Consider the following 21,717-nt stretch of genomic DNA (forward strand, 5'->3'; position numbering starts at 1 on the left):
ATGTTCGATCCCATCGGTGGCTTCACAAGGATAATCGAACAGTTTCTGGCCTATCTGGACACGGCATATCGCATCGATGACCCCATAGTCTCGGAGAAGCGCCGAAAGCTTCTTTCAAGCCCAGGACAGCTCGCTCTCGATCCCATCTTCGAAACCGTCCCCCGGTATGAGACGTGGGGCATGGGCCTCGAGGCGCTGATCAACGACGAGAAGCAGCTTCCGGGGTTCAGCATGAACGAACGGCGGGCTTTCGTCGAACTGGCCCTGTCCGGTCTTTTCGAGAGGGACAAAAAGGCTGCGACGCTCAAGGGTGCATACGAACCCTATCACCACCAGGTGGAGATGCTCACGAAGGGCGTCACGGACGGCGCGCCGGGCATCGCCACATCGGGAACGGGCTCGGGCAAAACGGAGTCCTTCATGCTTCCGATCCTCGCCCAGCTCGCCAAGGAGGCGACATCCTGGCCGGCACCAAGCCAGCCTGTCGATGACACATGGCTCGACAAGGGCGGAAGGTTCAATTTTCATCGCCGCAACGAGCATCCTGATCGTCCGAAGGCCGTCAGGGCACTGATCCTTTACCCCTTGAACGCCCTCGTTGAGGACCAGATGGTGCGCCTCCGCAAAGCGATAGACTCGCCTGAAGCGCAGGATGTCATGGAGCGGCACTTCAACGGCAACAGGCTGTTCTTCGGACGATACACCGGAAAGTCACCTGTCACGGGCTTCCTGAAGCATCCCCGCCGCGACGATCAGAAATACTGGAAGGATCGCACAGCCCGGTCCAAGAAGGAGCTCAAGGACGAGATGCGGCGATACCGCAGCATCCAGCAGCGGATCGCGGGCGATGGCAATAATCCCGACCTGAGGTATATCTTCCCGAGGACGGACGGCGGCGAACTGATCTCCCGCTGGGATATCCAGGAGACACCACCCGACATCCTCGTTACCAACCAGTCGATACTGAACGCCATGCTCGTGCGCGAAGTGGACGCTCCAATCCTGGCGCAAACTCGGGAATGGCTGCTGAACAACTCCGACGCACGCTTCTATTTAGTTTTGGACGAGCTTCATCTGATCCGCGGCTCGTCGGGAGCCGAGATGGCCGGATTGATCCGGATCCTCCTCGAGCGCCTTGGCCTGACGCATCCGGAGCATGCACACAAGCTCCGCATCCTTTCGTCGTCGGCATCGCTACCGATGGACGAGAAGAATGCGCAGGCGAGCATCGATTACCTTAAGAACATGTTCGGCACGGCAGGGACAGCAGGTGCCATCGACCTCGAAACCGTCTGGAAGGACAGCGTCGTCACGGGGCGACCGATCAGCATTCCCCGTCCGGAGCGCACCCCCACCCGGGAGAGCCTGGTCGAACTCACTGCGGCGCTTGAAAAGCTCGACCACAGGCACGATCCTGGAGCATTAAAGGGAAAGCTCCTTGCCGCCGCCCGCACCATTCCCGGATCGGCATCACTCTCGGACGCATCCGCGCTTCTTGAGGCGACCAACACCGCCGCCGCCATGCTCGAATATGCCATGCAGGATCTGGACGCTCAGGGCAGAAGGATACCTCGTGCAGTGGGAGAGATCGGAACCATATTATTCGATGTCGAAGATCGCGCCGCCGTTCGCGGCCTACTCGCGCTCAGGGCAATCCCAGACCTTCCGCAGTCGATCATTCCTGATGAAATGAAGCCAGAGAGGAGAGCGGTAGCGCATCTCCCCGGCTTCAGGATGCACTGCTTCGTCCGGAACATTGAAGGCATGTTCACCTCGGTGGGACTTGGTGAGGACGGCGAACTCATATGGGGTGACCCCAGCATCGAACGGGGGCAAGACTACGATCACGTGGGAGATGGAAGACGGCGTCTGTTCGAAATGCTCTATTGCGAAGCGTGCGGCGATCTGGCGGTAGGAGGAAAGCGCGGCGATACCCAGAACGGCGGCCGACGCGTGTCCCTCCTGCCATCACCGCAGGAACTTGAGAAGCTGCCGGAGACCGCCTCATCACTTCGGTTCGAAGATGCCAGCTACAACGAGTTCGCTCTTTTCTGGCCGGGCCGCACCAAGCCGGAAGCCGAAATCAGGAGCGGATCGCCATACAAATGGGACAAGGGCTGCCTCAACCCACAGACGGGGATAGTACAGGAGACCCAGACCCCCGGCGACGTGCCGGGTTTCCTCCTGCGCTGGTCGGGTGAAGACAAGATGCAGAACCGGAAGGCCGACGATCCCGGAACGGCGGTGCCGTTCTGCTGCCCGAAATGCGGAACCGACTATTCTGGCCGCTACCGCCAGTCTAACTCCAAGATGCGCGAAGGCCGCAAGTCGCCTATCCGGAGCTTCAGGACGGGTTTTGGAAAGACCTCCCAGCTCCTAGCGACCGAACTGGTGGCTTCGCTGAAGTCGCAAGGCGGCGACGGAAAGCTGGTGGCCTTCTCCGACAGTCGCGAGGACGCAGCCAATCTGGCGCTAGAGGTGGAAGTTCAGCATCAGCGTGATCTCCGCCGCGAGATTCTAGTGTCCGCTGCGACCATGATCGCGAAGGACTACGTGTATACACATGAGCATGAAGAGGAATACCAGCGGCTGAAGCGTGAGATAGCCCGGCTCCTCGATGAAGAGAAGGATACGGTGGAGATCAGCGAGCGGATGAAAGCGCTCAAGAAGCGGAAGACAGCCAGCGACCATCCACCCAGCGTGCCCCTGAAGGAGCTGTTCGAATTCGAGCGAGACAATGTGGGCAATGATGCCCGGCCGATACTATCGGAGCTCATGAAGCTCGGTTCGACACCAGTCGAAGGTGCCGACACCGCACTCTCAAGGGTTGATGGCCGTGAGTGGTACAAATATTTCGAACGGAAAGGCGACGGGCGCATCGCATGGAAGTCGGAATTGCCCGAGGAGGAACTGAACCGTCTGCGCAAAGCGAGGCAGAAGGTCCAAGGCGAGCAGCCGCCAGACGCCACGGACCTTCTCTTCAGCAAGACCTACTTCGCGTTGGAGGAGACAGGCCTCGGCTGGCCGAGCTTCTATGGGCCGGAAGAGTATACTTCAGAGAAATCCCGCGACGACGCCATGCTTCGCATATTCGCGGATGCCTACCGCATTTTGCCTAACCAGTTCCAGGCGGAAGCGAAAAAAGACTGGAGAAGCGCCCACGACATGCTCGGGGCTGGCGACAACCGTCTGAAGCGCCTTATGACCAAGATACTTCAGCATCCGGAAGCTGAATGCGACGCCTTCCTTGAGAAGCTCAGGACCATACTGAAGCAGCAGAGGGGCGACGGAACGATCGACATCAGCATGCTGTACTTCCGGACCGCGAAGCCTTCCGACAAGGCATGGCGTTGCAAGCAGTGCGGGCGGGTCCATCTCCATGAGGGCTTCGGTAGATGCACCCGCTGCGGCGATACGCTGACGCGGGACGAGGACCATACGGCAGGGCGGATCGCCGAAGGCAACTTCCTTGGACGAAGGGTCATACGTGCGGTAGTAAACAATGAGCCGCTGTTCCGCTTGAAATGCGAGGAGCTTACTGGCCAGACCCGCGATCCGGCCGAGCGCCTCCAGCAGTTCAAGCAGGTGTTCGTCAAGAATGATTACGAGAGCGACACGGATTTCGAATGGAGGAAGCTATTCGACACGGCCGATCTCCTCTCCGTCACGACGACGATGGAAGTGGGCGTCGACATTGGCTCGCTTCAGGCCGTTTACCAAGGCAACATGCCGCCGCAAAGGTTCAACTACCAGCAGCGCGTCGGTCGTGCCGGCCGCCGTGGACAGGCCTTCTCCACCGTTTTGACCGTCTGCCGGAGTAAGAGCCACGACATCCACTACTTCCACAATCCGGTGGAGATCACCGGATCCGCTCCGCCTCCGCCCTTCATTACCACAGGCCTTGTGGACATTCCGTCTCGGCTGCTCAGGAAGTTCTGGCTCGTGGACGCGTTTCGCCTCATGCGGGAGGAGAGTGGCATGGACTGGGCCGGTGACAACCTCGTGCCCGGGGACATTCATGGCGAGTTCATCTACTGCAACGAGTATTTCGACGCCCAAAAGGGCTGGAGGGACAGGCTGCAGGACGCTCTGACCCGCACAGACCGCCACCGTCACCAGATGGCGGTCATCCTTGCGGAGGTATCGAGATGCGGACTCCAGAACATCACCGAGGAGATCGGGGTCGACAGCATCCTCGCCGAGGTCGATGACCTAGAGGATGAGTTCGGCCTACAGCCGATCGGCCTTGCGGCGGCGCTTGCGGAACGTGGTCTGATCCCGCTCTACGGCATGCCCACCCGGTCGCGGAACCTCTACGTGGACCTCGTCAAAGAAAAGGGGACGTCCGAAGCGGACTGGGACACCATCGACCGTGACCAAGACATGGCGATTTTCGACTTCGCCCCAGGCAGTGTCAGGACGCGTGAAAAGCTACGGCACAGGTGCATCGGATTCACAGGGATGCTGCGGGAACCGAAGGAGTTCGGCACGGACTTCGGAGTGCCGATGCAGCCGCTCAGCCATTGGCTCAAGCATGACTTCCATCTGCGCTTCTGCGAGGAATGCGGAGCGTGGAACCGTGGATCTGCCCAGGCGATGCCATGCAAGTTCTGCGGAACGGAGATGCCGGAGGATGCCGGGATACACTGCATCACACCCACGGCCTACCGGAGCGAACTTCGTCCGACCGACGAGAACCTTCAGTCGAAGATGGGCCAGCGCATCACTCTCGCAAGCCTCGGGAAGCCCACCCAGCAGAAGACCGACGAGAACATCACTGTCAACTTCGCGGAACGCTCCGAAATCTTCCTGGTTAACCCCGGCGTCAACGATGACACGGACTTCGCAGGCTTCGAGGTGGAAGCGGCGACTGACCTCGCGGCTTCCCGCAACATCTGGTGGTTCAAGGCCAAGCCTCGCCTGAAACTCACAGGGCAGGCTATCAGCTCGGACGTGATAGCCGAGGATCAGGGCATCCGATATCGACAGGGCGACGAGAAGGTCATCGCCTGCCTCGCGTCTCCGAAGGTCACGAACTCCCTACAGATCGGCCCCATCCGACTGAACGGCAATCTCCGCTTGCTGGACATGGACGTCGGTCTGGCGATGAGGAACCGGCGTGATCCGTCAAGGACGAGCGTGCGGGCCGCGGCGATTTCCGCAACGGAAATTCTCGTGCAACGAGCCGCATTCGATCTCGATATCGCGCCCGAAGAGTTCGATGCACTGGCACCAAACATTATGATTTCTCCGGGAAGGCCGTCTCTTCCTTATCTCCAGATTTCAGATGCGCTTCCGAACGGTTCCGGCTTCTGCCGCCATCTCCTCGGGGATAGCACGATCCCTGTGTCGGATCTGCTGGCAAGCGTTCTTGATGAGGCTGCGCAATGGCCCCGTAACACCGTATCAGACGAGCATCACATGAGCGTATGCGGCAGTTCCTGCTATAAGTGCCTCCAACGCTATAACAATAGGAACTTTCACGGCCTGCTTGATTGGAGGTTGGGACTGTCATACCTCCGCGCATTCGTTGATCCAACCTACGAGTGCGGCTTCGATGGAAAGTACGAGGACTTCGAGATCAGCGACTGGTCATCGAACGCCCATCGACTTGCAAAAGAAACTAGGACCTTCATACCCGGCAACCGGATATCATGCGTCGACGGCAGGGCGGATATCCCCACTTTCTCCCTGGATGACCGGCATAGCCGATGGGGTGCGGTAGTTCATCCGCTTTGGGATCAGAAACGGCTATTCGCGGAGTTGGGTCTCGACAGTACATTCGTTGCAGTCGACAGCTTCGAACTTTCCAGACGGCCCTTGCACGTCCTCCAGAGGGCGCGACACGCCGCCCGATGAAGCGCCGGCATCCCTGACCTGCCTGACTGCGAAGACAATTGCCTCGGCGATGTTCTCCGCGGCCTCGTGCTCCCAGTAGCGGAGCGCTATCCAGCCAATGTCGGTCAGATGAGCCGTCGCCCGCAAATCTCGTGCATGGTTGCGTTCGATCTTCCCAAGCCAGAAATCCGTGTTCTTCTTCACGACAGGACAGTGCTGGTCGCACCCATGCCAGAAGCATCCATCCAGAAAAACGGCAATCTTCAGGCTGGGAAAGGCGATGTCACAGCTTGTCCGCCTCAGGCCGGGCAGCGGGAAATGGATCCGGTAACGAATGCCTTGAGCGTGTAAGAGTGACCTCACCGATCTCTCGAACGGATTGTCCTTTCGAGCCGTGCGCTGCATGCGCCGACGCACGGCGGCCGTAGCTTCGCTAAAGTCAGTCATCAAACATACAGAGGGTTGACCGAGGATGCCTGTGTTCGAACCATGTGCCTTCAGGAAAAGAAAGAACAGCGATTATACATGTAGGGGCAAGGTTAGGCACATCCAGCCGACCCGAGTGTGTATTCTGGAATGTCGCGGGCGAACGCCCGCAACGAGTTCATCCTGTTGAAAAGAGTCCGCCCTGCAGCAGCCTAAGGCATCTGCGTAGATGGCATTCCGAGACGAGCCCGAAAGTGAAGCCTGATTCTATGCAACGACTTAGGCGGCAAGTATAGGATCGTAACGTCAGGGTTGTTATCCGTCGTGGTCAAGCCGATGCGGTTTCTCGAACGCGCTAACCGGGGCTGACCCATTGGCCTTCCACGCAGCACTTGACCGCTCTTTGGCCTTCATAGGACTTAACTTCCCAAGCCTGCGGCGAAGGTTTATGTCATTTCACCCGCCCGAAGCCCTCCCGTCACTAAGATCTGGGTATTGGCACGTTTCTTGGCCCGGGGTTCTCGGAGGGAGCTTCACATGTCAAACCTCGATCAGCTTAAGCGCCTCACTAAAGCCCTCACTCCAATGCTGGCGCCGCTTAAGGAACATGAGTGGGCTGGCCCCACCCAAGACGAGTTTTTCGGGCTGATCCAGCGAGCCGTCCTCGTGCGCCAGTGGGAAGGACTACAAGCGCAATTAGCGTTGTCGAGCGCCGGACATGGTGCGTTTGGCGTATCGCTCCTGCGGCCGAGCTACGAGGAGATGATCTGGATCGAGTACCTCCTTACCGTGAAAGCGGATGCCTCTCGCATCCTTCGTTTGCTAGGGGCCGGTGGGGCTGCCAAGAGCGTGACCCAGCAAGCTGCGTATCTGGGACGCAACGTCTCACTGCACCTTGGGTGGCTACCTGAGCACGTAGCGTTTCATGCTGCGAATGGCGAAGCCGTCGCAAAAGAGCTCAAGGTCCTAAAAGGGAAGCTCGGGTGGGATAAGGCTCCGCCGACGTTCAAATGGGTGTCAAAGGCCGCGGGTCGAGAGAAAGAATACGACTTCCTTTATCATGCCACTTCGTCGTTCGTGCACTTCTCAGTGCATGAACTCACGCGGCGCATCTGGGGCAACAAAGGGAAGGTGACGATCGGTTCGGGGACGTTTGCTGGGTATTGGGAGGAGTTCGCCTGCTATTGGGCAGCGCGAAATTTTGTAAACCTGATGGTCGCGACTGAGATATGGATCCAGGACGGTTCCCAAGAGGATGAGCCAACCGAGATCTTGGACATCGGCGAAAAGCTCGTGCCGGTGCCGATCGTGACGCGTGAGGAACTGTTCGCGTGGCCGGATGACCACTAACCGATTGGGCGCCTGGGGCTTCCTCCCCGATTGTGGTCGGCTGCGTCTCCTCGGGCATGTTCTAGTTCAGTTGATCTGGCCCGCCGGCTTATGCCTGCGACCGATGATGGCTTTGACTACTTCGTAGAATTAACGCGCAAACGAGCGGCCTAGTAACGCCCTGCAGCTATGCTGTAGGGTTGCGGCGTGTGGAGGGCTGTTGAATGACTGAGGATGAACGCAAGGAGTACGACCGATTGGCCGCGCGCCTGACCGAATTGAACCAGATGATGGCTGGAGTGCTGCCCGAGTTCTCGAAGGCCGGGGGTTCGCAACAGAAAGCGCAAGAGGACGCTCACCTATGGGCCGAGCGCCTCGGTCCGATTTTCGACGAGCACCATGCGATTGCAACGCGCATGCGCCAGCTTGTCGCCGGCGCATAAAGTCGCAGTAAACACATGATGAGTTGATGCGGCCATAGCCCGGCGCGATCGCCAGCATCTTGGCCTTGCCGCTGACCTCGTACTTGCCCAGCGAAACGCGCAGATAAGCTCGGACACATCACCATGGCGCGGCCCGTCGTCGGGGGATCCTCGAACTCTTCGGGTTCGAAATAATCGGGGCCAAGATAGTCAGGGCCAGTATCATCAGGTGCCGTGCCGGTCAGCTCGCCGCGTCCATCCACGCATCCAGACGCCGCCCTTCGGTGTGCAGATCGAGGAAATCCTCGATCGTCACGATGCGGTAGTGCGCGTCTGGATTGCGGATCATGCTCAGCCGCCGCAGCGTTTCGAGGATCGAGGTCTTCACCTTGAAGAACGGCTCGAACACCTCCGCCCAATTGTCCTTCTGCTCGATGATCGCGCGGTAATCCTCAAAGCCCGCATAGTCGAACAGGCGGCTCGGGGTACGGCCATTGTCAATGTCGGTCTGCCGGCGCGCACGCCACCCCGTTACAGTTTTGCCAGGCACCCGCTGCTTGCTCCAGTTGCGGCCGCGAGCTGCAATCATCTTCTTCTCGATGAACCGCCGGAGCTTGAGTTCGAGCCGCCTCGCGCGCTGATGTACCGCGCTTTCGAGCGCGTCGGGATCAGCCTCGATCCGGCGCGGCACGGCCCCCCCGAGCCCGCCGAACACCGTGGCGATGATCGCGGGCGGAAGCGAACTCAGATCGGCGTTATAGCCGACCTCCAGCCGGAAGGCCGAGCGCAACACCGGGTCGGCGGCGACGACCTCTGGCACCGGATCGGTCTCCCGATAATCGCCCAGTTCCTCGCGAACGGCGGTGGCCACCGCCCGTGATTCCGGTGGCCCATTTTCAACGATCGTCGCCAGCGCGCGCGCATCGACATAGGCGGATACGCTCTGGCCGGGATTGCCGACATCGACCCATGGCCGCCTGAGTCCGAGCATTTCATCCTGCAGCCGGGCGAGCCGCGCGCTGTCGCGGACGAAGCGCTCGCCAAACCGCGATAGCCCCGCGCTCGCGAAATCCCCTGCCGTCGCCCGGCGACGCTCCGGAACTAGATCGGGTAGTTGTGTATGCAGCGTCGCGACCAACGACAGGCTGCCCGACCCCGCACGCCATGCTTGCGTGCCCGAGACCAACGCGTCGAGTTGCGTGCGATCAAGTCCGCCATTGCCGAGCAGCCCGGTGAACGAGCTCACGCCGGCGATGTCGCGCATAGCGCGTTCGATCGCCTGGCTTGCCGCGAATGAGGTACCCTTCGCATAGCTGGCCGCGGCGAGTGAGCCTGACGCAAGCAGGTTCATCTCGTCGTGCCGCTTCATGATCGACTCGATGCCGCCCAGCGCGGTCACCGCATCGCGCATCGCCGAATGACGACCGAAAATGGCGTCGATCCCGCCAAGGCCGGAAATCGTGCGCTCCATCTCACGCTGTTGCCGCTTCACATTTTCGAGGCCGCCAAGCGCATCCAGACCTGCACTGGCCCGGGTCATACGATCATGGAGCGCGCTGAACCCGCCGGCCGCCTCCATCGCCTTTTGCGCCTCGGCGACCGCGCGCGCCACGCCATGCAGCTGGTTTCTCCCCGAGATGAGATCGTTGAGCGGGCTGCGGATCAGGCCGAGATCGCGTGCCATGCGCTCGCTCATATTGAACTCTCGCATCGCGCGCGCGATCCCGCCATCGAGCGGATCACGTAACACCGAAGCGCGGATATTCGTGATGTCTTGGCCCGATGGGGTCGGGGCCTTGGGCGGGACGACCGGCTGTTTGTCCGAGTCGGGTTTAGGTTCGGTCGTCGCCGGACCCGCGTCAGGTTCGGATGGATCCGCCACCGGCTGTTTGTCCGCACCCTTGGGGGCTTCGTCGCTTTTCTTCGGCTCTTTCTCGTCCATACCGCTTCGTCGTCCGCTCTTTGCGCCGCAGCTTCATAGGCAAGGGATGGCGTCGGTCGGGGAGATCCTGGTCGTCGCGCTGCCATGACGGCTCGGAGGTTGCGTATCTCTCGATCCCGGAACGCATCGACACTCGCCAGCTGCCGACCTGATCGGACGACTTTATAGCAGCTGATCGCAAAGCCGATCAACGGCGGCGTGGTGTGCCTTCATCTTACCCGGTCTGGGCTGCTTACGAAGCCGCTCCTTTGTCATTGGACACTTCCTCCATGAACCACAAATAGCAGTTAGCCAGCAGAGTTCCCGAATCGGCCAGTCAAACCGTCGCGAACGAAGATATGAACGAACGGCAAGTTTCGGGATCGAGAAATGGTTGCGGTGAACGACCGATAAGCGGCGCATTGCTGCCGCTAGCTACCACCCGCTACGAGGATGGGGAAGGACAAACAGGGTGCGGGAAGGTGCCAGGCCACTGTTCACTTGCTATGCCTTGGAATGTGCATATATTGTGCATATGAGAGGTCGAAGATTTGCCATGGCCCACGCACAGCTCGCACATTCCACCGCGGTCTCAGGCTTTGTCGACAGCCTTCAGGAGCCGCGCACGCCTTATATCTCACCGAAGCGCCTGTCGCAGGCCCTGGGCGTGAAGGTTGCCAATTTGGCACAGTTGACCGGGGTCCATCGCAACACGCTGCGCAATCCCTCATCTGAGCGCCTGCAGGGCCGGATGCGCGAGATGGTGAAGGTGATCTCGGCCGCGACGGAGCTCACCGGCGACGTCGACAAAGCGATCTACTGGTATCGCAATGAGCCGATCGCCGACTACGGCCATCGCACGGCGGCCGAACTCGTCGCGGGCGGCCAGGTCGAAGCAGTCCTGGCCTTCATTCGGGATCTCGAGAACGGGGCGCGCGGGTGAAGGTCACCCGCGTCGGGCCGGACGAGATCTTCCATCGCTATCTGACACCCAAATGGGCCTTCCTGCCCACCAGCGGTGCAGGCGCGGCGATCGATGGCGGTCGTTTCAACCGGCCAGGCGTCGAAGCGCTTTATCTGTCCCGTTCGACCCAGACGGCTCTTGACGAATACAAGCAGGGCGCCAGCATCGTCCCGCCGGCAACGCTTGCCGCCTACAAGATCACGCTCGCTGAGGTGGCCGACCTTTCGCAGGGATTCGACCCGGACATCTGGGACGGCGCTTGGCAGGAATGGGATTGTGCCTGGCGCCAGATTGCTCGCATCGACAAGAAAATCCCGCCATCGTGGAAGCTCGCGGACCTGGTCATCACGGCCGGGCTTCGCGGCATCCTGTTCCCGTCGCTGCGTCACGCCGGCGGCACCAATCTGGTGATCTTTCCGGCCAATCTTGTCGACGGCGATCATGTCGCGGTTCACGATCCCGATGACCGGCTGCCGAACGATCAGTCATCGTGGCCCTGAGTTGCTAGCTGTCGTAAGCAACCCGATTTCCGATCAGTTCAGAGCGCCTCATCCTCAACGACGCCAGTCGTTGGCTCGCCCTCTTCGCCGTCGCCCTCCCCCCGGACTAGACCGGTCGGTATATCCCCGGCCAGCAGTTTCTCCTTCGACAGCAGCCCTGCGTCCTCGAGCGCCTCGAAATCCGGCAGCTGGCGCAGCGTGTCGAGCCCGAACTGCGACAGAAAATTCTTGGTCGTCACATAGGTATAGGGCGCGCCCGGCTGCGGGCTGCGCGGCCCCGAGGCGATCAGATCTTGCGCGCGCAGCACGCCGATCAGGTCGCGCGACACTTCCTTGCCGAAGAAGCCTGACAGCTCGCCACGGGTGATCGGCTGGAAATAGGCAATGCACATCAAGACAAGCGCCTCCGCCTGCGACAGTTCTTTTGCCCCCTCGCCCGCTGCCGTGCCGAAGGCGGCGCGGATGGTGTCGCCAAAAATCTTCTTGGTCCGGTGCTGCCAGCCGCCGGCGACGGCGACCAGCTCGTAGGGGCGCTCGGCGAGCTCGGCGCGGATGTCGTCGATGATCAGCTCGAGATTGCAATTCCTTCCCACCACCCGCGCGAGGACACTACGTGTCACCGGTTCATTTGCCGCAAAGATCACCGCTTCGACTCGGCCCATCCACTCGCGCCAGCGAAGCTCGGCGGCAGATGTTCCAGCTCGACATCCAGCAAAGCCGGCTGAACGTTTGGCTTTCGGCGGGCGGAGGCTTCGCTCATCGCTACAACCCGAACAGCCGGAATGTGGGGCGGCCGGAGAGCTCCCGCACGGCCTCCAGTTGCTGCAGCCGCTCGAACAGCCGCCGCGATGCAAAGCGCGACAGATTCTTCGTCGTCAGCGATCCGGAGACGGCGTCTTCACTGAGCAGCAGAAAGATTACGTCGCCGGCTCCTTTGGCGCGCAGTTTTGGCGCTAACGCCAGAAGCTTTTCGGCCCGGCGCGACAGCTCGGCGGCCAACCGACAAGCGTCCGCGGCGGCCGCAACGAGCGCGATGCACCGCCCGCTCAAAATTCTTGTCCCCTGGCCGGATGCGTTTGCCGCCGCCGGCCTCGGTGCGGAAGGATGGGCCAAAAACCTGCGCCATTAGGAGCGGCAGGGGTTGCGGCCAGCCCAGGCTTTGCGCCAGCACCAGGTCGGCCAGCCACCAAGCCAGAAGCTCGGCATCGGGGCGCATGGCGACGACGTGAGCGGCGATCGCCGCCGCGGCGAACGGCGCCGGCCGCAGGGATGCCGCCAGTTTTTCGATCTCAGTGCAAAGCGCGGCAAGCGCCGCGCCATCCCAATGGAGTCCAAGCAGCTCGACGATCTTGGCCAAACGATCGGCGGTGGCGACGGGCGGCTGCAGCGCCAGCTGCCGCCAGGCGCCAAAAATAGCGCCGGCGGGACCGAGGTCGGCGCCGGGCGGGCGCAAGTGCCAGGCATCGCGCAAGGCGGCCGCGTCCTCGGCGCGGCCGGCGAGCCGCATGCTGGCGGCGGCGCAGCGAAGCGCCAGCCGCTGCCGCCAAGCGCCGGCCCAGCTGGCTTGTGCGCGGGCCAGCGTGTCGAGGGTGCCCAAAGCGGCGCCGGCCTGGAAGGCGGCGTCGCCAACGCTCGGCGCGCCGGCGCTTGTGATCGCCCAAGCCGGAACGGAGGGCGGCGCAGAGGAGCGGGCGGTCGCGGGATCGAGGCGAATCATGATTTGGAGGGTAAAGTGCCGGTGCGCTTTTCGCCATGATTTTTATGCCAAAACGCACAGCCTGTCGTGCGTGACAATACGAACGACAATGTTGCATTATCAGTCTCTTCACGAGTTAGTCCCTGATAAGCCATCCGGCCAACAAGTAAGTCCCGACAGGGCACCTTTTTTCGCAGCCGGACGAAACTCCGTTCGGAAATGTGCCGGCTCGCGGCGTAGGAGCCTGCTCAGGTTCAGATGTCATGAAGGCACCTAACGCCCGATCTGCCGCGCAACTTCGGTCCCATATTCATTGCCGACGGGGTATCTGAGGGCGACGTTTTTTGCGGGTTTTTCCTGGTCGGCGCTCGTACACACGCGGGAGTGTCCTACAAGCCGTCGGTTTCGACAGATCGGATGGATTGGGCAGGCGAGCCCAAAAGCCGCGAGCTTAGAGCGGTTATAAATCGTAGTTGTAGCTGTGTAACAAACTGTGTAACAAAAAGCGCGAAAAGATTAGTATTTTCAGTATCATATGGGTGAAAAGGAATCCCTCCCTCTCCGCCATCGATTTCCCGTAACAGACTGATTCGCAACGATTTTTCTGGATAGCGGCTCTCTTTTGGTACATTCTTGGTACAAAGAGGCTTCCGCACAAAGCCCCCATGGATCGACGGCATAAGAACCTCGATCTTATCGTCTCGGCCGCCGCCACGATGGAGGAGGGGATAGAGAACATGTTCGGCTGCCTCCACCGCTTCGAGGAGAAACCAAGAAGCAGGTGAACGAAGTCTGCCGTGGTGATGCCAGGATGAAGATCAAGATTGATGCTGCGGGAAAGATTTAAGAGCCCCGCTTTGACAATCGTGACCGGCTTCCTTCGTCCTTCAATTCACTCCGCGTCAGGATTGTCGACAAGGCAGCCTGCACCATGGCATCCTTGGTAGTTGCCATGCACATCAAAGTTTGGCTCTCCCTGCCTGTCAAATTGCGGTCGGGTATCGATTGCCTGGTCCGGATTGTCGACTTTGCATCCGATGCCATGACAACCATTGTAGCTGCTATCGGAGCGGTAGTTACTCGTCGTGTGCCGTCGATTGTGATGATCGTCCGCCATCCCCTCGATCAGAGCGCCGAGAATAGCTCCGCCAACCACCGCGCCGACATCATGACCGCGATGGTCATACATGCGGGCATTGGGATCAAAGCTGTCGCCACGTCCATGGTGGTAGCCGCCGACATCGGCGAAAATTCCGGAGCAGCCTTGCGCGACCCAAATATATTTGCTGCGTGGATTGTAGCCCCAGGTCCGGTTCAAAATACAAGGACTTCCGGAAGTCTGATGAATGAGTTGCGGCTTGCTCAGCGGGCCCGCCCAGCATTCGCCATACTGATAGTGCCTCGATTGGCATTCGACGGTCGATCGTGCGCGGGCATCAGAGATCATCCACGATGAGCCGAGCGCGAGCAAAGCAATGAACAGGTAACGTAGCATGTGAACCCTCCGGAGTGGTCAACGATCGGTTGCGTCGGTATCATCGAAAATGGAATTTCTTCCGCCAGGTGTCAGTCGTTGATCGCGGTGATCTTGATGGTGTTGCCGTCTCCGACGCCGGAGAACCAGACCTCGCCATCACCGATTGAGACGCCTTGCCAATTGGCGAACAGCGTCGGATAGGTTTGCTCGAGGACGGTCTGTTTGACCTTGGCGGTAACGATCTTGTCGTAATCCGTCACGAAATGCGCGGCGTCGTTTATCTTGATCGCCTTGCCGCCGATCCGGGCGCGGAAGGGATAATCGATCATCGACGCGACGGTCTGCTTGTCACCGGCACTGACAGCCTTCTGCAGCTTGTCGAAGAACTGCTGATAGGTTGTGTGACTGCCGAACAGCGCGTCAAGGGCCTGGTTTGTTTCAGCGGCGGTCTGCGCTGCCGCTGGACCCGCAACGGCGGTACTCAATAGCGCGGCGGAAACCAGCATGAATAGAGAGTGCCTCATCATAGGTCCTTTCACTCGGTGCGTTCAATTGCCAACCCATCAGCCTGGATTTGTCCTTCGGACGTTCGCGCCCTGACTGATGCCGACGGCGAACGGGAAGACGAACGGCATGCCGTCACTGACGTGAACTGATATATAGACGCGTCCATTGAATTTTTTTATTTCAGTACACGCAAAAGGTGCAAAAAGAATACCTAAACGTCGATTATGACGGACAGAGATGACGGTTAAGGTATCCAAAACCTTATTCGCGAGTGCTATCGATACGAGCAACGACGCCTATGTCTTAAATTCTCCCTCTATGACGCAATATGGATAGAAGCAGAAATCTGCTGTCACCTGTGCCACCAGCGTGGGTGTCGCGTCGCCTGAAACCGTTCGAACGGGACGCGCTCTAGAGGCTGTCATGGGTCTGCGGCGAGTTGATCGCACGGCGAAATTCAGGCCACTGCGCCTGTTCAATTCGAAAGCTCAGCGGCTGCCTGCCGATTTATGACTACAGGCAACCAGCGGAACGCACGCGTAGGGATGGTTGGCAACAGGACGGCGGACGGACGAGGCGGTACCCTGGAGTCCGGTGTATGTATAATATCGGCCCGTCCCCGTGCCCGTTTTGCCCGCCAAGGGCGTTTTTTCCTGAGCCGCCTGCCGCATATCGCGCAGCCAACAGGACAAAGCCGCCCGAGCCGGGACACTCTGACCTTCGCGGAGGCCGTAAAGCTTCGGCGATGGGCAGGCCATTCGGCATCTCCACACATACCTTTCTGTCCGCAAGCGCAGCCATGCCGCTGTGAATTTGCCAGCCGGTTTAGCCCAAATGGGGGAAGAGGCCCGGCCTGAGATCTCGTGATGGTTGGTTCGCCCAGCCAATTAGGAGACCACTATGCGCAAAGCCTCTCTCGCCGTCACAGTCGCCGGCACGGCCTTCTTCAGTCTTTCCACTGTCGCATCGGCATGCGTGTCGATGGACGGCAACTTCGTCGTAAACAACTGCAATTATCGCGTCATGGGAAATTACAAGGGCTCGGATGGCAGTTGGGGCGGCTTCGGACCCATCCGCGCGGGCGGTCGTGAGGTAACTTCCAAAAGACGCGATGCCGGCTGGGACATCAGCTATTGCAACTACGATTCATGGGTGGCAGGCACCTGTCGGCCGAAGGATCCCAGGCAGATGTAGCCGCTTTCAAGCGCGTCGCTTTGCGCGCTCGGCTCGATGCTGACGATGTGGCCGGCGTCGAACACCGGCCACTCTGACGGCGCACGGTAAATCCGTTATTGCTCCTTCTTGAACAGATCCTGGAAGATCAGCTGGCCCCAAGTGCGGCCGCGTGCGTGCACCAGTGCGCCGCCCTCGTTGAGCTTCCCCAGCTTGACCGGTGCGAACCCGAGTTGTTTGGCCAAGGCCGCCACGGGAGCGATCGCGTCCTCGTCGTCGCTCGAAAGAAAGACGACCCGGTGGCCGCCCTCGACGATCGGATCGGCAGCCAGGGTGGCCGCAATCAGGTGATTGAAGCCTTTGACAAGCTTGGCGTCGGTGAACGCCTTTGCGACGAAGGCGGAGGACGGCAGACCGTCCAGTTCTTCGGGGACTGGAAACACGTTCGTCGCGTCGATGATCGTCTTGCCTTCCCAGCTTGACAGCGCCTTCGCGACATCTGGGTGCGATTCAAAGCGGACAGCCAAAAAGATGATGTCCGCCTTGACCGCGTCCGCCAGCGTTTTCGGGATGATCGTGGGTCCGATCGCGGCCGCGGCTGATGCAAAGCTTTCCGGGTCGCGCGTGGTTGCCACGGACACTTCGATGCCGTTGCGGGCAAACGCCTTGGCAAGAGCCTGGCCGATCTTGCCGAAGCCAATAATTGCATAGCTCATGTATATTCTCCTTCAGTTTACCAGGCCCTGCGGGCTCGGGATATCGAATGGATTGAACGGCGGGGCGTAGCGGGTCAGATTTGCGCCAAGCCCCCGTCGACGGCGACCTCGCTGGCGGTCATGAAGCTGCTGTCGGGCGACGCGAGAAACGCAGCCGCCGCCCCGATCTCCGCTGGATCGGCCATCCGCTGAAGCGGATTCATCGAGGCGAAGACCTTCAAGCCCTCCTCGCCTATCGCTGCCTTCGCGAGTTCGGTCGCCGTCGGCCCGGGCGACAGCACGTTTACCCGGATGCCGGTGCCTTTCAAGTCTTCCGCCCAGGTCCGCGCGAGGTTGCGCACTGCCGCCTTGCTCGCGCTATAGACGCTGAATGCGGGCGCGCCCGTGGTTCCGGCGCTCGATCCGGTCAGGATAATCGAACCGCCCTCGCCCATCAGCGGCAGCGCCTTCTGGACCGTGAAGATCGTACCCTTCACATTGGTGTTGAAGGTTTCGTCAATGTGCTCGGCGGTGAGCTTGCCGAGCGGAAGCAGGCTTCCCACCCCGGCGTTGGCGAAGATGATGTCGAGGGTTCCGCGCTCGGCCTTCACCGCCGCATAGAGCCGATCGAGGTCGGCCTCATCCGAGACCGAGCCCTTCACCGCGCGGGCATTGGGCCCGAGCTCGGCCACAGCGGCGTCTAGCGCTTCCTGCCGGCGGCCGAAGATGAAGACGAAGGCACCCTCCTCGATGAAGCGCTTCGCTGCGGCGCGGCCGATGCCGGTAGCGCCACCCGTAATAACCGCAACCTTACCGTCCAGTTTTCCCATGACTCAATCCTTCCAGCTTCTGCCTTTGGTCGTTCGGGTACGCCCCGAGGACCTCTAAATGGGCCCGTCGGGGTCAGGTGGTGAGTGCGGAAGCGCGCACATCGGTGGTGCAAAATCGATCCGCCTTCAGGACTGACGCCAGCCGCGACGTTCCGTGTCCGCCATTCGGAATTGCGCCGCCCCTGTCGACATAAGCTAATGATGTCCCGCCCCTACTGCTGTAGGATGTGCTAGATACGGGCTTTGGAAGGCGCACCGCGCGGTGCCGGATTGCACCATGATCGACTGGGATGACATTCGCTACTTTCTAGCCGTCGCACGCGGAGGCTCGGTGCGGGCTGCCGGCGCGCAGCTCGGGGTGAATCACTCGACCGTGCTGCGACGCATCGCACAGCTTGAGGAACGCCTCGGGGCGCAAATGTTCGAAAAGCTGCCTTCGGGCTACCGCCTGACGGCTGCGGGCGAGGAGGTCCTCGAGCTCGCGAACCAGATGGAAGCGTCGTCTCACCAGCTGGAGACGCGCGTCTTCGGGCGCGACCAGAGCGTGCGCGGGCTTCTGCGGGTGACGCTGGCACCGCCCCTCGCGACACACCTGCTCATGCCGGACTTCGCCGACTTCGCGCGTCTGCACCCGGACATCGAGATGGAAATCCTGTCATCCGGCGAACTGGCAAATCTGACCAACCGAGAGGCCGACGTGGCGATCCGCGTCGTCTACGACCGCAAAACCCTGCCGCTCAATCTTCACGGCCTGAAGGGACCGGAGGTGTTCGGCGGCGTCTACATGTCCCGCGATCGCCTGGCCGCGTGGCGTGCGGGCGCGCCTGATCCCATCCGGTGGATCGTCATAAGCGTTCATGGAATTCCAGAGTGGGCCGGCGCGGGTGAGGTTCGCACCACGGGGGTTCCATTCAGGACCACGGACGCCGAGGCGCAGATCGTTGCCGTACGGCAAGGTCTCGGAATCACGACACTGCCGTGCTTCGTCGGAGATGCCGACCCCCTGCTGGTGAGGGTGCCGGGCACCGACCTGCACATGTACGGAACGCTCTGGCTTCTCACCCAGGGTGAGACACGCAAGACCAAGCGCGTGCGGCTCTTCACGGAGTTCATATCACGCAGGCTCGCCGCCTACGCTCCACTTCTCACGGGACTATCCATATCGCGCGACTGACGCCCGGCGGGTCGCCTGCGACGCTTGCGGTGGACAGGCGCCGGCAATTCGGCAGGCTCGACGCCGTCGCGCCCAGCGAGTTTCACACCTACACGGTTGGCGATCTGGTGCTGCCGAAGAGCCGCTTTGACGGCCCGAGGCGACCGGCCGCCCGTGGCGTGGCGGCCGCGGATCGGCCGCGTGGGTCGACTGCCGATCCCCCGGTTGATTGACTGCATACAGGAATTCAAGTATTCGGCCGTCATCAACAGGAAGGACGATCCGCGATGATGTCGACCGCCGAAATGGCCATGCGCGAGGATCTGGCGGCGGCTTATCGGCTGATCGCCCGGTTCGGGATGGACGACATCATCCACACGCACATATCCGCGCGCCTGCCCGAGGAACCGGAACTCCTGCTGATCAACCGCTACGGCGATCTCTTTCGGGAAGTGACGCCGGAATCGCTGGCGGTGATCGATCACCATGGCCAGCAGATGCGCGGCCAGCAGGTGCCGATCAACACGGCGGGCATCGTCATTCACACGGCGGTCCACGCGGCGCGCCCGGATGCGGTCTGCGTCATGCATACGCATACCGCCGCGGGGGTTGCGGTCAGTTGCCTGGAGGAGGGACTTCTGCCGCTCAACCAGACGTCGCTGCTCTTCTATGGGCAGGTTGGATATCATGAGTTCGAGGGCATCGCGCTCGACCCGGGCGAGCAGGAGCGCCTGGTCGCCGATCTCGGCGCCAATCGTGCCATGATCCTGAGAAACCATGGCCTGTTGACCGTCGGGCGATCCGTCGGGGAGGCTTTCGCCCTGATGTACAACCTCGAGCAGGCGTGCCGCATCCAGCTTTCCGCGTTGGCCAGCGGGCGGCCCATCCACCTGCCCAGCAAGGAGGTGTGCGAGCGCACCGCCAGGCAGTATGAGGCGGATCCGGACGGCGCCGCGGAACTGGAATGGCTGGCGCTGCGCCGGCTTGCCGGAATGCCCATCGACAGGCATTGATCCGTGCGGATCGTCATCGCCGATCCGCTTGCCTACAGCGACATTTTCGAGCGCGCGCTGCGCACCGCGCTCCCCTCGGCGGACTTCGTCCGCTGGCCTGACCTGGCGGACGGCGCCGAATACGATCTTCTGGTTGCCTGGCATCTGCCCGAGGAGATGGTCGAGTTGCCGCGCTCGCTGCGTGCCCTCTTCTGTTTTGGCGCGGGAACGGATCAGCTCCTCCATGATCCCCGCGTCCCGGCCGATCTCCCGATCGTGCGCCTGCAGGATCAAGGCCAGGCCGAGCAACTGCTGGACTATGCGATGCATGCGGCCTTCGCACGCCTGCATGACGATACAGCCGTTAGGGCAGACCAGCATGCCCGCCTGTGGCGCCCGGCTGATCGTCAGAACCGGACACGCGGATCGCTGCGGGCGGCTGTCCTTGGACTGGGTCTGCTCGGCCTGCAGGTCGCGCAAGGGCTGTCGGCAGCCGGCTTCCCGGTGTCCGCCTGGTCGAGAACGCCCCGCCGGATCGACGGCGTCGCCTGTCTATTCGGCGATGATGGGCTCGGCGCCTGCGTCGACGACGCCGATGTCGTGGTCAATCTCCTGCCCTCCAGCCCCGAAACGAAGGGCATATTGTCGGACCGGCTGTTTTCCCGCCTCGCAGCCGGCGCTTATGTCGTCAATCTCGGCCGCGGCGATCACCTCGATGAAGGGGCGCTGCACGCCGCGCTCGACCGGGGTTGGCTCGGCGCTGCATGGCTGGACGTCTTTGCCGTCGAACCTTTGCCGCCCGAGCACTGGTTTTGGCGGCACGAACGAATCCGGCTGACGCCTCATCGTGCCGGCCTACCAACGCCACAGGGCGCAGCGGCGTCCATCGCCGCCGTCGCGACGGCACTCGAACAAGGCCGAAGCCTGCCCGGCACGGTCCGAGCATGATCGAAGCAAGACTGACCGAAAATTGAGCCGATTTCGCAGCTGCACAAAGAATATGCTTGACTCGAAATAAGCCTGAATGCCAGCATACCGCCATGCTGAACTTGAGCACCTCACTCCTTGCGGATCAGAACGAGCGTCGAAACAGAATCTCGTCGAAGGCCTATGTCGAGTTGCGTGAGGCGATCATCACCGCACGTGTCGCGCCCGGTGCCAGTTTCTCGGAAACAGACGTCGCCCAGTCGCTCGGCATCAGCCGCACCCCGGTGCATGAGGCTTTCACGCGGCTTTTCGACGAAGGTCTGATCGAAATTTCAACCCAAACCGGCACCCGTGTCTCGCTGATCGACATGGCGCGCGTCCGCGAAGCGGTGTTCATCCGCTCCACGCTTGAAAGTGCGGTCATCGCCAACAGCGGCATCAGGCCCGATGCGGGCTTGCTGGACGAGGTCGAGCTATTGCTTCGGGCACAGGAGCGCCTCGTCCATGGCGACGACAGGGGCGCCCTGCACCGCGCCGACATGGACTTCCATGCAGGCCTGCTCGGTGCTTTCGGGCATGCTCGGGCCTGGACTGCGTGTCAGCACATTTCGGCCGACATGATGCGCGTTCAGTTCCTGATCGGCATGAAGCCGGATCATATCCGTTCGATCATCGCCGAGCACCGTGCCATTTTCGACGAGGTCCGGGTCGGCAATATGGACGAGGCCGCACGGCTCATGGCGGCGCACATCCGAAATGTGGACTTTGATCAGCTGGGCTTGAAGCGCGAACATCAGGAATTCTTCCGAACCGGAGACCTGTCATGATCGCCGCCGGCATTCGCTCCTGTTCGGTTGCGGAAAGCGC

Annotated in this window: 16 protein-coding genes and 2 pseudogenes; 10 read left to right on the forward strand and 8 right to left on the reverse strand. The window is 61.1% G+C overall.

What is annotated here, in order from left to right; translation table 11 throughout:
• Positions 1-5,859: a DEAD/DEAH box helicase gene (locus NP945_RS26870; protein ID WP_256748014.1), complete on the forward strand. Its 5,859-nt coding sequence runs from the start codon at positions 1-3 to the stop codon at positions 5,857-5,859.
• Here NP945_RS26870 and NP945_RS26875 read toward each other — a convergent pair.
• The gene (locus NP945_RS26875) at positions 5,752-6,285 is read right to left on the reverse strand and encodes a very short patch repair endonuclease (RefSeq protein ID WP_306283304.1); all 534 of its coding nucleotides are present in this window, start codon (positions 6,283-6,285) and stop codon (positions 5,752-5,754) included. The two genes, NP945_RS26870 and NP945_RS26875, sit on opposite strands and share 108 nt — an antisense overlap.
• 516 nt (positions 6,286-6,801) lie before the next feature.
• Between NP945_RS26875 and NP945_RS26880 the strand changes: the two genes are divergently transcribed.
• Positions 6,802-7,614, forward strand: coding sequence for a DUF5677 domain-containing protein (locus NP945_RS26880; protein ID WP_256748016.1), 813 nt, complete (start codon positions 6,802-6,804; stop codon positions 7,612-7,614).
• Positions 7,615-7,817: 203 nt separating this feature from the next.
• A complete protein-coding gene (locus NP945_RS26885; protein WP_256748017.1) occupies positions 7,818-8,036 on the forward strand; it encodes a hypothetical protein in 219 nt (72 codons plus the stop codon).
• A 220-nt stretch (positions 8,037-8,256) separates the two neighbouring features.
• On the opposite strand, the gene NP945_RS26890 is transcribed toward NP945_RS26885, so the two are convergent.
• Positions 8,257-9,957 (reverse strand): hypothetical protein, encoded by a 1,701-nt coding sequence (locus NP945_RS26890; protein WP_256748018.1) that lies wholly within the window; start codon positions 9,955-9,957, stop codon positions 8,257-8,259.
• Positions 9,958-10,492: 535 nt separating this feature from the next.
• Between NP945_RS26890 and NP945_RS26895 the strand changes: the two genes are divergently transcribed.
• Together NP945_RS26895 and NP945_RS26900 are read left to right on the forward strand one after the other, a co-directional pair.
• Positions 10,493-10,879, forward strand: a complete 387-nt coding sequence (locus NP945_RS26895; RefSeq protein WP_256748019.1) for a hypothetical protein — start codon at positions 10,493-10,495, stop codon at positions 10,877-10,879.
• A complete protein-coding gene (locus NP945_RS26900) occupies positions 10,876-11,400 on the forward strand; it encodes an RES family NAD+ phosphorylase (protein ID WP_256748020.1) in 525 nt (174 codons plus the stop codon). The genes NP945_RS26895 and NP945_RS26900 overlap by 4 nt, the downstream gene beginning before the upstream one ends.
• 38 nt (positions 11,401-11,438) lie before the next feature.
• Here NP945_RS26900 and NP945_RS26905 read toward each other — a convergent pair.
• From NP945_RS26905 to NP945_RS26925, 4 genes and pseudogenes are all read right to left on the reverse strand, one after another.
• Positions 11,439-12,160 (reverse strand): annotated as a pseudogene (locus tag NP945_RS26905) (SMC-Scp complex subunit ScpB).
• A 65-nt stretch (positions 12,161-12,225) separates the two neighbouring features.
• Positions 12,226-13,117 (reverse strand): annotated as a pseudogene (locus tag NP945_RS26915) (DUF1403 family protein); the annotation flags it as partial.
• 871 nt (positions 13,118-13,988) lie between these two features.
• A complete protein-coding gene (locus tag NP945_RS26920; protein ID WP_256748023.1) occupies positions 13,989-14,591 on the reverse strand; it encodes a DUF3011 domain-containing protein in 603 nt (200 codons plus the stop codon).
• Positions 14,592-14,662: 71 nt separating this feature from the next.
• A complete protein-coding gene (locus NP945_RS26925; protein WP_256748024.1) occupies positions 14,663-15,079 on the reverse strand; it encodes a hypothetical protein in 417 nt (138 codons plus the stop codon).
• A gap of 901 nt (positions 15,080-15,980) precedes the next feature.
• Between NP945_RS26925 and NP945_RS26930 the strand changes: the two genes are divergently transcribed.
• Positions 15,981-16,274 (forward strand): hypothetical protein, encoded by a 294-nt coding sequence (locus tag NP945_RS26930; RefSeq protein ID WP_256748025.1) that lies wholly within the window; start codon positions 15,981-15,983, stop codon positions 16,272-16,274.
• Between the two features lie 95 nt (positions 16,275-16,369).
• Here NP945_RS26930 and NP945_RS26935 read toward each other — a convergent pair whose 3' ends face one another.
• Positions 16,370-16,969 (reverse strand): NADPH-dependent F420 reductase, encoded by a 600-nt coding sequence (locus tag NP945_RS26935; protein WP_256748026.1) that lies wholly within the window; start codon positions 16,967-16,969, stop codon positions 16,370-16,372.
• A gap of 74 nt (positions 16,970-17,043) precedes the next feature.
• Complete coding sequence (locus tag NP945_RS26940) at positions 17,044-17,778, reverse strand: SDR family NAD(P)-dependent oxidoreductase (RefSeq protein WP_127808822.1); 735 nt, start codon at positions 17,776-17,778, stop codon at positions 17,044-17,046.
• A 277-nt stretch (positions 17,779-18,055) separates the two neighbouring features.
• On the opposite strand from NP945_RS26940, the gene NP945_RS26945 reads away from it, so the two are divergent.
• The 4 genes from NP945_RS26945 to NP945_RS26960 all read left to right on the forward strand — a co-directional run bounded on the left by NP945_RS26945 (position 18,056) and on the right by NP945_RS26960 (position 21,677).
• Complete coding sequence (locus tag NP945_RS26945; protein WP_256748027.1) at positions 18,056-18,952, forward strand: LysR family transcriptional regulator; 897 nt, start codon at positions 18,056-18,058, stop codon at positions 18,950-18,952.
• Between the two features lie 224 nt (positions 18,953-19,176).
• Entirely contained in the window at positions 19,177-19,944 is a 768-nt protein-coding gene (locus NP945_RS26950; RefSeq protein ID WP_256748082.1) for a class II aldolase/adducin family protein, read from the forward strand.
• 3 nt (positions 19,945-19,947) lie between these two features.
• Positions 19,948-20,871, forward strand: coding sequence for an NAD(P)-dependent oxidoreductase (locus tag NP945_RS26955; protein WP_256748028.1), 924 nt, complete (start codon positions 19,948-19,950; stop codon positions 20,869-20,871).
• A gap of 92 nt (positions 20,872-20,963) precedes the next feature.
• The gene (locus tag NP945_RS26960; RefSeq protein ID WP_256748029.1) at positions 20,964-21,677 is read left to right on the forward strand and encodes a GntR family transcriptional regulator; all 714 of its coding nucleotides are present in this window, start codon (positions 20,964-20,966) and stop codon (positions 21,675-21,677) included.
• The last annotated feature ends 40 nt before the right edge of the window (positions 21,678-21,717 follow it).

It is taken from the genome of Mesorhizobium sp. LMG17149, assembly GCF_024518695.1.
In the GTDB taxonomy this organism is placed as follows: Bacteria; Pseudomonadota; Alphaproteobacteria; order Rhizobiales; family Rhizobiaceae; genus Mesorhizobium.